The sequence below is a fragment of the Ruminococcus sp. CAG:330 genome, assembly GCF_000437175.1.
Classification (GTDB): Bacteria; Bacillota; Clostridia; order Oscillospirales; family Ruminococcaceae; genus Ruminococcus_C.
The window spans coordinates 1-11603 of record NZ_FR898069.1; the positions used below are offsets into that span (position 1 = coordinate 1).

At 53.6% G+C, this 11603-nt stretch carries 8 protein-coding genes, 2 tRNA genes and 1 pseudogene; 7 read left to right on the forward strand and 4 right to left on the reverse strand.

Annotated elements, in window-relative coordinates:
* Positions 1 to 136: 136 nt before the first annotated feature.
* The gene (locus QZL66_RS08205; RefSeq protein ID WP_022411240.1) at positions 137 to 688 is read left to right on the forward strand and encodes a DUF5662 family protein; all 552 of its coding nucleotides are present in this window, start codon (positions 137 to 139) and stop codon (positions 686 to 688) included.
* A 97-nt stretch (positions 689 to 785) separates the two neighbouring features.
* Here the strand turns inward: QZL66_RS08205 and QZL66_RS08210 are convergent, their stop codons facing one another.
* The 3 genes from QZL66_RS08210 to QZL66_RS08220 all read right to left on the reverse strand — a co-directional run bounded on the left by QZL66_RS08210 (position 786) and on the right by QZL66_RS08220 (position 1651).
* A complete protein-coding gene (locus tag QZL66_RS08210) occupies positions 786 to 1361 on the reverse strand; it encodes a hypothetical protein (RefSeq protein WP_022411241.1) in 576 nt (191 codons plus the stop codon).
* Positions 1362 to 1460: 99 nt separating this feature from the next.
* Positions 1461 to 1534: transfer RNA gene (locus QZL66_RS08215), tRNA-Gly, on the reverse strand.
* 41 nt (positions 1535 to 1575) lie between these two features.
* A tRNA-Thr gene (locus QZL66_RS08220) sits at positions 1576 to 1651 on the reverse strand.
* A 305-nt stretch (positions 1652 to 1956) separates the two neighbouring features.
* Between QZL66_RS08220 and QZL66_RS08225 the strand changes: the two genes are divergently transcribed.
* On the forward strand, positions 1957 to 3297 hold the full coding sequence (locus QZL66_RS08225; RefSeq protein WP_022411242.1) for a hypothetical protein: 1341 nt from the start codon (positions 1957 to 1959) through the stop codon (positions 3295 to 3297).
* 142 nt (positions 3298 to 3439) lie between these two features.
* On the opposite strand, the gene QZL66_RS08230 is transcribed toward QZL66_RS08225, so the two are convergent.
* Entirely contained in the window at positions 3440 to 5110 is a 1671-nt protein-coding gene (locus tag QZL66_RS08230) for a 2-isopropylmalate synthase (RefSeq protein WP_226943314.1), read from the reverse strand.
* A gap of 840 nt (positions 5111 to 5950) precedes the next feature.
* On the opposite strand from QZL66_RS08230, the gene QZL66_RS08235 reads away from it, so the two are divergent.
* From QZL66_RS08235 to ilvD, 5 genes and pseudogenes are all read left to right on the forward strand, one after another.
* Positions 5951 to 6097 carry a hypothetical protein gene (locus QZL66_RS08235; RefSeq protein ID WP_226943263.1) on the forward strand — a complete coding sequence of 49 codons (147 nt, stop codon included), beginning with the start codon at positions 5951 to 5953 and terminating at the stop codon, positions 6095 to 6097.
* 180 nt (positions 6098 to 6277) lie between these two features.
* Complete coding sequence (gene ilvB, locus QZL66_RS08240) at positions 6278 to 7951, forward strand: biosynthetic-type acetolactate synthase large subunit (RefSeq protein ID WP_022411244.1); 1674 nt, start codon at positions 6278 to 6280, stop codon at positions 7949 to 7951.
* A gap of 14 nt (positions 7952 to 7965) precedes the next feature.
* Positions 7966 to 8472 carry an acetolactate synthase small subunit gene (ilvN, locus tag QZL66_RS08245; protein ID WP_022411245.1) on the forward strand — a complete coding sequence of 169 codons (507 nt, stop codon included), beginning with the start codon at positions 7966 to 7968 and terminating at the stop codon, positions 8470 to 8472.
* 68 nt (positions 8473 to 8540) lie between these two features.
* Positions 8541 to 9575, forward strand: a complete 1035-nt coding sequence (gene ilvC, locus QZL66_RS08250) for a ketol-acid reductoisomerase (protein WP_022411246.1) — start codon at positions 8541 to 8543, stop codon at positions 9573 to 9575.
* A gap of 312 nt (positions 9576 to 9887) precedes the next feature.
* Positions 9888 to 11563, forward strand: a pseudogene (ilvD, locus tag QZL66_RS08255) (dihydroxy-acid dehydratase).
* Positions 11564 to 11603 lie beyond the last annotated feature (40 nt).

Genomic DNA, 11603 nt, shown 5'->3' on the forward strand with positions numbered 1-11603 from the left:
GACGCATCTGTCGCACAATCTTTGTGCGGTATTGCCCAAATTTTCCGGTGCTCTCCGTCTTGACTTTTCCCCCGCATCTGCGTATACTATTATATAGCACAATATCGCTGCAATTTTTCGAGTGGAGGAACAATTCATGAGCTGGCACGCATTCTGGGGACATTTTCGCACCATCACACGCCATCGGCACATGGTCATCCGGCACTGCCGCAAAGCCGGCATTCTCTGGCAGGGGTTGCGGCACGATCTCTCCAAATACAGCCCCACAGAATTTTTCGCCGGCGTCCGCTACTATCAGAACGGCAAGCGCAGCCCCAACGAAGCGGAACGGGAGGCGCTTGGCTATTCCCTTGCATGGATGCACCACAAGGGGCGCAACCGCCACCACTTTGAATACTGGTGGGACTACAACCCCAAGACCCGCAGAAACGAGCCGGTGGAGATGCCCATACGCTTCTTTGCCGAGATGTTCTGCGACCGTGTCGCCGCCAGCAAGATCTACATGCAGGACAAGTATACGCAGGCGTGTCCGCTCCAATATTTCCAACGCTCCACTGCACAAAAGGTCGGCACGATCCACCCCAGCACCGCTGCCATGCTGACAGAGATGCTGGAACTTCTGGCAAACGAGGGCGAGGATGCCGCTTTTGCCGAGCTTCGCCGGCGGGTCAAAGCTGCCAAGCAATGAGAACTCGTCATCACAAGCGTATCACAAATGTCTTGTAAAGACAGGTTCTAAAAAAATCGCCGAACCCTTGGGATCCATCCGGTTCGACGATTTCTCTTTATTCTGCCGGTGTGGTTTCTGCTGCATCCGCTGCAGAACTTCCGGAATCCACAATTCCCTGCAATACGCTGTCATCTACCGTGGTGAACTCGTCCACCTTGCCGAACTCCATCTGCACGTCGTTCACTGTGGTGAACAGCAGATTCTTGGACGGCTCATAAGTGAATGTAATGGCATCGCTTGTATCGCTGGAGGAATCCGAGTGGTATGTGATCTCGTTGTTCTCCATGCTCCATGTGGATGTGGTGCTCTGCTTCCCATTGAAATACTCCGTTGCCGCACCGCCATCCTGAAATTCGATCTGCATGACGATCGCCAGCGGCACGCCCTGCAGCGAGTCCACCAGCTGCCCGTCGCTGTTATAGCCGCCGCGCATCTCCCAGCGCCCCACAATATCCGATGTGTCGGCAACGATGGTTTCCGAACTTTTCTCCGCCGGAACGCTCTCCGCTGCGGTCGTGGATGCGGTGCTGCTCTCTGCGCTGCTGTCCTCTGTATTGCCGCATCCGGTCATGCTGCCGCACAGTACGGCTGCCGTCAAAAATGCTACAATGCCATATCTTTTTCGTTTCATATGCAATTCCTCTTTTCTGTTGTTCTCCGGTCAAAACAAAACGCGTCAATAAGAAGTCCAAGAAACTCTTACCCACGCGTTTTTTCCTATTTTCTACATTGGAGCGGGCGACGAGAATCGAACTCGCAACCTCAGCTTGGGAAGCTGATGTTTTACCACTAAACTACGCCCGCAGACGCCGCCCGCAGACGCCGTCCGCAGACGGTAAAAAACTTGGAGCTGGAAACGTGACTTGAACACGCGACCTGCGCATTACGAATGCGCTGCTCTACCAACTGAGCTATTCCAGCACCTTATTTTCCCTGGCAAGCGATACTCGCCCTTTCAATGAGAGTACTCCTTTATTATACCACATTTTCCGGCTTTGTCAAGAGGTTTTCAAAAATATTTGGAAAAAATCACAATTTCAATTGAAATCGGGGAAAAGATATGCTATAATAAAAAAGCCAAGCCCGGATTTTTTCTCCGGCAGCTTTGCAGGCCCTCATTTGCCCGCACATTTTTCTGGAAAAAATCGAAAAAACAATTGAAATCGCCAAAAGAATGTGTTATAATAGGAGTAAAATCAAAACTTCATGAAAAGGAAGGAAGCAACATGAAAAAGAAAACAAAATCAATTCTCGCAATTGTCCTTGCAGTTCTCCTGCTGCTCACCATAATTGTCACCCTGTCAACCACGATTCTGTTTTCCAAGAGCGATACCCCGAAAATTTTCGGACACTACATCTACCTCATGGAAAGCGACACCATGGAGGCAAGCGCCAGCGGAACTTCCGTTGCGACCGATCTCACCGCAGTGGCAACTGGTGGTGCAACGGTGGACAGCGAGAGCGCTTCCGCATCGATTCACAAGAATACAGCGGTCATCGCTTCGGTTTACAGCGAATCCGATCCCATCGCCAAGTATAACGCCGTCCTCTGTGTGCTGGCACCGGATGACCCCTCCACAGACGTGGATTCCGACCGCATCGCCGTTCGCCGCATCAACACCATTGCGCAGGACGAAAGCGGTATCCTGAAGTACTACCCCACCACCATGCAGGCTGACACCGTGGGAACCGAACCGCCGATCACCGTGGACAACATTCTGGGCAAATGTACTTACGAGAGCAAGGAGCTGTACTCCTATGTGAAGTTCGTCAACAGTGTTCCGGGTATCCTGCTGCTGATGGTTCTGCCGGCAGTGATCCTGGTCATCATGCTCATTGTTGCAATCGTTCGTGCCAATACCAAGAGCGACGATGATTTCGCTTTTGAGGAAAATTATGACGAGGTCTTCAGCGAAGATTCCTACGATCCCGATGCCGACTACAGCGAAGAAGAGCTTGGCGCACGTTCGCCGCTGTTCCATCCGGAGGATGCTTCCTCCAGCCGTTCTTTCGAACAGCGCCGTTCCTCCATCGCCCAGAACTTTGAGCGAAAGGCAGTCAACCCCAACTCGCCGTACCAGAAGGCACGCACCATGCAGTTCAAGGCACAGCATGACGTTCCGATCTACACCAATCCGGAAGATCAGATTCCGGTAGGCGGTACTGCGCCGGATGTCAGTCGGTATGAGAACCCCGGCTTCGACGAGGATGCAACTTCCATCTTCCACACCCGCAGCGAATATGCAGCAGACAGCACTGTCCCGCCAGTTTCCGCACCGATTGCGCCGGATTCTTCTGCTGCCTACCACGGCAGCCACGAGGCAAGTTCCCCGGAAGAGGCCCGCAACCTGGGCGAAACCAGACCGCTCTACAGCAACCCTGCATCTGCTGCTTACACCCCGCAGCACGCTGCTCCGGCACAGCCGGCCGCACCGGCTCCTGCCCCGGCTCCCGCTCCGGCACCGAAGCCGGCAGCACCGCAGCGTCCGGCAAGCAAGTATGACTCTGCTTCCATCGACGAGCTGCTCGCAATGATCGAAGACGAAAAGAAAAAGCTGGACGACTAATTCTCGCCCATATCCCCCGAAAAATCCGGCAGATCAGATGTCTGCCGGATTTTCTGTTCTGATTCGCTGAAAAAAGCGGTACAGCTTCCGAATGGAGATGGAAGCTGTACCGCTTTTTATCTTTTGAAATGCAGCGAATCGCTTACTTGCAGTCTGTAATCAGCTGATTCAGTGCGCTCAGGAATGCAGAAATAGAGGAGTTGATGATATCCGACCGGATGCCAACGCCCCAGCAGGTCTTGCCATTCTTCTCCAGTCCCACATAGGAAACCGCCTTGGAGTTGGAACGAACTGCCAGTGCGTGTTCTGTGTAGGTGGTCAGGGCAAAGTCCATGTTCAGGTATGCCTTTACCGCATTGGATACCGCATCCAGACGGCCGTTGCCGTCTGCCTGAATCACGTCCGTCTTGCCATCATAGGAGATGGTCACAGCTGCACCAATCACACCCTCCTCCTTCTGCACGAAGTGTACTTCCGGCAGGGAGATCGGTTCTTCGATGTTGACATAGTGCTCCTCGAAAATCCTGAGCACTTCCTCCGGCAGCAGTTCCTTGTGGGCGTGGTCGGAAACACCCTTGACCAGATAACCAAAGGACTCCCGCATCTTCATAGGAATGTGATAGCCATACTTGGTTTCCATCAGGTAGCTTACGCCGCCCTTGCCGGACTGGCTGTTGATTCGAATGACGTCTGCCTCGTAAACACGGCCCACATCCTCGGGGTTGATGGGCAGGTACGGCACATTCCAGTGCTTGCAGTCGTGCTCTTCCCGCCAGTGCATGCCCTTGGCGATGGCATCCTGATGGGAGCCGCTGAACGCTGCAAAAACCAGCTGTCCGCTGTACGGCGAACGCTCATAGACGTGCATTCTGGTGACACGCTCATAAACCTCAACGATCTCCGGCATATTGGAGAAGTCCAGCTCCGGATCCACGCCCTGAGAATACATGTTCAGTGCCAGCGTGATAATATCCACATTACCGGTGCGCTCGCCGTTGCCGAACAGGGTGCCCTCGATACGGTCGCCGCCCGCCAGCAGTCCCAGCTCACTGTCTGCCACTGCACAGCCGCGGTCGTTGTGGGGATGCAGGGAGATGACAACGTTTTCTCTGCGGTAGAGATTGTCGTTCATGTACTCGATCTGGTTGGCGTAGACATGGGGCATGGAGTGGGAAACCGTTACCGGCAGGTTGATGATCACCTTGTCGTCCGGCGTCGGCTCCCAGATCTTCAGCACGGCGTTGCAGATCTCCAGCGCAAACTCCGGCTCTGTTCCGGTGAAGCTCTCCGGCGAATACTCAAAGCGGAAATGGCCCTCGGTCTTTTCCCGATACTCCTTGCAGAGTTTTGCGCCAAACTCTGCGATCTTGATGATATCTTCCTTGCTCTTCTTGAACACCTGTTCCCGCTGTGCCACGGAGGTGGAGTTATACAGGTGGACGATGGCATGCTTTGCGCCCTTCAGGGATTCGAAGGTCTTGGCGATGATGTGTTCCCGTGCCTGCGTCAGCACCTGAATCGTCACATCGTCCGGAATCAGATCCTGTTCGATCAGCGTCCGGCAGAACTCGTATTCCGTTTCGGATGCAGCCGGAAAGCCGATCTCGATTTCCTTGAATCCGATCTTCACCAGATACTTGAAAAACTCCAGTTTTTCCTCCAGACTCATGGGCGTAATCAGTGCCTGATTGCCGTCCCGCAGGTCAACGCTGCACCAGATCGGTGCTTTTTCGATCATGGTCTTCTGTGCCCAGCGCATGGGCGGGTTCTTCACCGGAAAAAACTGCGGTGCATACTGTTCTACATGGTTCATCATAACGCATCCTTTCTTTCGTTCTCAGAGCTTGTTTTGTATCTTTTTATATGCGGATTTTTGCGCATGATTTTGTCGGTGACAAGGAAAAAATCCGCAGGCATACTTTCGTATGGCAAGGATTTTTGACGCAGTCAGCAGCAAAATCTGCCGAAAAGACGTACGGAAAAAGATGCGAAACAGGCTCTCATACATTTGTTTCCAGTCCAGGCAATAAAAAAGTCCCTTCCGCACAGCAATCCTGTTCGCTATGCAAAAGAGACGAAGGAACTCTCCGTGGTACCACTCTTTTTGATGCATCTCTGCACCCGCTCACGCACATCTGACAATGTGCAGCCCCGATAACGGAGGACAGTCCGGCAGAACCTACTGACACTTTCGTGCGTTCCGTCTGCGGCTCAGGGAGGAGCTATCATGAACGGCTTTCCACTGCCTCGCACCGGCCGGCAGCTCTCTGCGGCAAAACACGTCCTCTTTTTTCCCTTCAGCGCCTGTTTTTCACAAAACAAATCTGTATCTTCGAAACAACACCCCACCTGCCGCATCTGCGATTGCAGGCTGGATTGCTTATTTCTTATTATACCGCCCTGCTTTCGATTTGTCAAGTGGATTTTCAAAATTTCTTTCGATTCCTTCGGCACCGGATAAAATCCGCTTTGATTCTACAATATTTTGAACAAAATATTTACATAGTGTAAAAAAGCTTGTTAGGTGCTTGCTTTTACGAAAACGAAGTGCTATACTAAAACATAAGAACCGTTTATCCTGCGGTTTGGATTTCAGCGGACAGCATTTCGGCTGTGCCGTCTGCATTTGATAGCATCCAAGGAGGTGTGTACCATGCCAAAGACGTTTGCGTTTGCACGAGTGAGCATTCTGGAACTGACGCACCGAGTCATTTTGACCCGGAGCGAAATTTGCGCTGTACACGCCATGGTTCCAAGGAAAAATGCGGGCGGACGTTATGAAAACGCCGCACGGGTATGATGTTTGGAACCCTTCGGCAATTTGCCGGGGGTTTTTTTGAATCAGAAAGCAACCAGCCTTTCTACGGGAGAAGCGAAGGATACTTCTCTCCGGCATACAGCGCAGGCACTTCGGGTCTGTTCCAAAAATCGTATTCTTTCGTTTTCGCAAAAACTAAAAAATAAAAAGGTGAAGAGACAAATGACACTGAAAGGCGCACAAATTATTGTTGAGACCCTCATCGAACAGGGTGCAACAACGGTATTCGGCTATCCGGGCGGACAGGTCATCGATATCTACGATGCTCTCTATCTGGCACAGGATCGGATCCACCACATCATCACAGCTCACGAACAGGGCGCAGCCCACGCTGCCGACGGCTATGCACGTGCTACCGGCGAGGTAGGCGTTGTCATCGCCACCTCCGGTCCCGGCGCAACCAATCTGGTCACCGGTATCGCAACGGCTTATCTGGACTCTGTTCCGCTGGTTGCCATTACCGGCAACGTTCCGAACTCTCTCATCGGACGGGACAGCTTCCAGGAGGTCGACATCACCGGTGTAACCATGCCCATTACCAAGCACAACTTCCTGGTAAAGCATGTGGAAGAGCTGGCAGACACCATTCGGGAGGCATTCCGCATTGCAAAGTCCGGCAGACCGGGTCCGGTTCTGGTGGATATTCCCAAGGACGTGCAGAATGCGCTCTATGAGTACAGCGCACAGGCACCGGTAGTAAAAACTCCCGTTGCTCCGGCAAAGGAGGACGAGATCGAACAGGCTGCGGAGATGATTCTGGCAGCTAAGAAACCTTACATCTACATCGGCGGCGGTGCAATCACTGACAATGCCGGCGCAGAGGTTCTTGCGCTGGCGGAAAAGATCGATGCCCCCATCGGCTGCACCATGATGGGCATTTCCGCAGTTCCCACCTCCAATCCCCGCTGGCTGGGCATGGAGGGCATGCATGGTCACTATGCATCCTCCATCGCCCAGAATGAAGCAGACCTGATCATCACCGCAGGCTGCCGCTTCAGCGACAGAGGTACCGGCAACACCGCAAAGTATGCCCGCAACGCAAAGATCATTCACATTGATATCGATGCTTCGGAAATCCGGAAGAATATCTCCGTAGAACTGGGAATCGCCGGTTCGATGCGGGAGATTCTGGGACGGCTGACAGAAAAGCTGCCGCAGCAGACACATCCGGAATGGATGGCGCATGTGGCGGATCTCCAGAAGTACACCAGGGAGCTGGAGGCACAGGATCCCGCCGAGCTGACACCGTTCACCGCCATTGACGCCATTGCCGCAGTTGCGGACAAGGACACCATTGTGGCAACAGACGTTGGGCAGCACCAGATGTGGGTGGCACAGCACTATCCGTTCGAAACACCCCGCACCTTTATCTCCAGCGGCGGTCTGGGCACCATGGGCTTCGGTCTGGGCGCAGCCATCGGTGCTGCAACAGCAACCGGCAGAAAGACCGTTCTGGTCACCGGCGACGGCAGCTTCGGCATGAACCTCAACGAACTGGCAACCGCCGTTTCCAATCAGACACCGGTTGTTGTATTCATCATGAACAACGGCGTTCTGGGCATGGTTCGCCAGTGGCAGACCCTGTTCTTCGACAAGCACTACTCCAACACCACGCTGGAGCGCAAGACTGACTTCGTCAAGCTGGCCGAGGCGTTCGGCATGCCGGGATACCGTGCACTGAACATGGACGAGCTGAAAGAGGTTCTGCCCAAGGCATTCGCAGAAAACGGTCCTGTCCTCATTGATTGTGCCATTGACTGTGACGCATTCGTTCTGCCGATGCTTCCGCCGGGCGGCTGTATTGATGATATCATCGTGGATATCGATGCAATGTAAAGGGGTGTGCTGCAATGGATAGAATTGAACGCTTTGTTATCTCCATCCTCGTTGCAAACCATTCGGGTGTTCTCTCCCGTGTTTCGGGCATGTTCACCAGACGAGGATTTAATATTGACACGCTGACCGTCGGAGAAACCGAATCGCCGGAGTTCTCCCGCATCACCATCTCCACCCACTGCGACCGTTCGGTCTGCGACCAGATCGTCAAGCAACTGGAAAAGATGTATGATGTCAAGACCGTCAAGGTCATGAAACGGGATCTGACCGTCACCCGTGAACTGCTGCTCATCAAGATCAACAATGTGGCAGACAAGCGGCAGGATATCATGTCTGTGGTCGATGTTTTCCGTGCGAAGATCACCGACTATTCTCCGGAGGCGCTGGTCATCGAAATTCGTGGCGAGTCCTCAAAAATCAACGCTTTTATTGAGTTGCTGGAGCCGTACGGCATTCTGGAAATGTGCCGCACCGGACTGGTTGCTCTTGAAAGAGGCGGCTCTTGCCTGAAAGATGCATGAGTCACCTGATATGACAGTAGCGAAACCACGCTGCTGAAATCTAAATTTATTCAAAGGAGTCTTTCACAATGGATCACGTTGCAAAGGTTTTTTATCAGGAAGACTGTGACCTGTCTCTGCTGTACGGCAAGACAATCGCTGTTATCGGCTACGGCAGCCAGGGTCACGCACACGCACTGAATGCCAAGGAATCTCTGGGCGACAAGGCCAGAGTTATCATCGGTCTGTACAAGGGCAGCAAGTCCTGGGCAAAGGCTGAGGCACAGGGTTTCGAAGTATTCACCGCAGCAGAGGCTGCAAAGCAGGCTGATATCATCATGATCCTGATCAATGATGAGAAGCAGGCAGCAATGTACAAGAAGGACATTGCACCGAACCTGGAGCCGGGCAACATGCTGATGTTCGCTCACGGTTTCGCAATCCACTTCGGTCAGATCATCCCGCCGGCAGACGTTGACGTTACCATGATCGCTCCGAAGGGACCGGGTCACACCGTTCGTTCGGAATATCAGGCTGGCAAGGGCGTTCCGTGCCTGGTTGCCGTACAGCAGGATGCTACCGGCAAGGCACAGGATCTGGCTCTGGCTTACGGTCTGGCAATCGGCGGCGCAAGAGCCGGCGTTCTGGAAACCACATTCCGCACCGAGACTGAAACCGACCTGTTCGGCGAGCAGGCTGTTCTGTGCGGCGGTGTCTGCGCTCTGATGCAGGCTGGTTTTGAAACACTGTGCGAAGCTGGCTATGACCCGAGAAACGCTTACTTTGAGTGCATCCACGAGATGAAGCTGATCGTTGACCTGATCTACCAGAGCGGTTTCGCAGGCATGCGTTACTCCATCTCCAACACCGCAGAATACGGCGACTATATCACTGGTCCGAAGCTGATCACTGAGGAGACCAAGAAGACCATGAAGCAGATCCTGAAGAACATTCAGGACGGTTCCTTCGCAAAGGAATTCCTGCTGGATATGAGCGAAGCTGGCGGTCAGGCTCACTTCCGTGCAATGCGGAAGCTGGCTGCTGAGCATCCGTCCGAGAAGGTCGGCGAAGAGATCCGCAAGCTGTACAGCTGGAACGGCGAAGACAAGCTGATCAACAACTAAGAACCCGCCTTCACAAGCGTATCCACGTGTCTTTTCGGCAAATTTTGCTGCATCCTGCGTGAAAAATACTTGCCGGGCGACAGCCCGCCTGCGTATTTTTGCCTTGTCTGCAACAAAATTATGCTCGAAAATCCACATATATTTCTTGTGCAGACAGGTCCTAAGACAGTTGTGTCGCGCCCCCATTTCTGAATAAGATGGGATACGCAGGTATCAAACCATAGCAAAAAACTGCTTTCCTGACCAATCATCGGGAAAGCAGTTTTTCGATACGCAACCAATCCATTGTGACATATACATGAGGTGAAAGAAATGAGCAGTAATTTTTACTGTGACGGTGTTGACAAAGCACCGCAGCGTTCCCTGTTCAATGCACTGGGAATGACAAAAGAAGAGATGCAGCGTCCGCTGGTCGGCATCGTTTCCTCTTATAACGAGATCGTACCGGGACACATGAACATTGACAAAATCGTCGAGGCTGTCAAACTGGGCGTTGCCATGGCTGGCGGCACACCGGTGGTATTTCCGGCAATCGCTGTTTGCGACGGCATCGCCATGGGCCACACCGGCATGAAGTATTCTCTGGTGACCCGTGACCTGATCGCAGATTCCACCGAGTGCATGGCGCTTGCGCATCACTTTGACGCACTGGTCATGATTCCGAACTGCGATAAGAACGTGCCGGGACTGCTGATGGCTGCTGCCAGAGTCAACGTCCCCACCGTATTCGTCAGCGGCGGTCCGATGCTGGCCGGCCACGTCAAGGGCAAGAAAACCAGCCTCTCCAGCATGTTTGAGGCAGTCGGCTCCTACGCTGCCGGCAAATTCACGCTGGAAGATGTGGAGGAGTTCGAAAACAAAGCATGTCCGACATGCGGTTCCTGCTCCGGTATGTACACCGCAAACTCCATGAACTGCCTGACCGAGGTACTGGGCATGGGTCTGCGCGGCAACGGCACCATCCCCGCCGTTTACTCCGAGCGCATCAGCGCATCAAGCTGGCAAAGCAGGCAGGTATGGCTGTCATGGATATGTACCGGAAGAACATCCGTCCCCGTGATATCATGACTGCGGAGGCATTCGAGAACGCACTGACTGCTGACATGGCGCTGGGCTGCTCCACCAACAGCATGCTGCACCTGCCGGCAATCGCCAACGAATGCGGCATCAAGATCGATCTGGATATGGTCAACGAGATCAGCGCAAGAACCCCGAACATCTGCCATCTGGCACCGGCGGGCCACGCCTACATGGAAGACCTGAACGAGGCAGGCGGCATCTATGCCGTTCTGAACGAACTGACCAAGAAAAACCTGCTGCACACCGACGTCATGACCGTTACCGGCCACACCATGGCGGAGAACGTCCGTGGCTGCATCAACAAGAATCCGGACATCATCCGCCCCATCGATCAGCCGTACAGCGAAACCGGCGGTATTGCTGTCCTCAAGGGCAATCTGGCACCGGATCGCTGCGTGGTAAAGCGGAGCGCTGTTGCCAAGGAAATGCTGGTACACCGTGGCCCTGCCAAGGTCTTTAACAGCGAGGAAGAGGCAATTGCAGCCATCACCGGCGGCAAGATCGTCAAGGGTGATGTGGTTGTCATCCGTTACGAAGGCCCTGCCGGCGGCCCGGGCATGCGGGAAATGCTGTCCCCGACTTCTGCCATCGCAGGTATGGGTCTGGACAAGGACGTTGCCCTCATCACAGACGGCCGTTTCTCCGGTGCGACCCGTGGCGCTGCCATCGGCCACGTTTCTCCGGAGGCAGTCAACGGCGGTACGATCGCCTATGTACAGGACGGCGATATGATCTCCATCGACATCCCGAACCACAGCATCCAGCTGGAGGTTTCGGACGAGGAACTGGCAGAGCGGAAAAAGACCACCAAGATCCTGGTCAAGGAAAACCTCACCGGCTATCTGAAACGCTACTCCAAGATGGTTTCCTCTGCGGATCAGGGTGCGATCATTAACCGTATGGATTAAGAGTTCGTGTTCATAGGCGTCTATCTACGTCTTTTCGGCA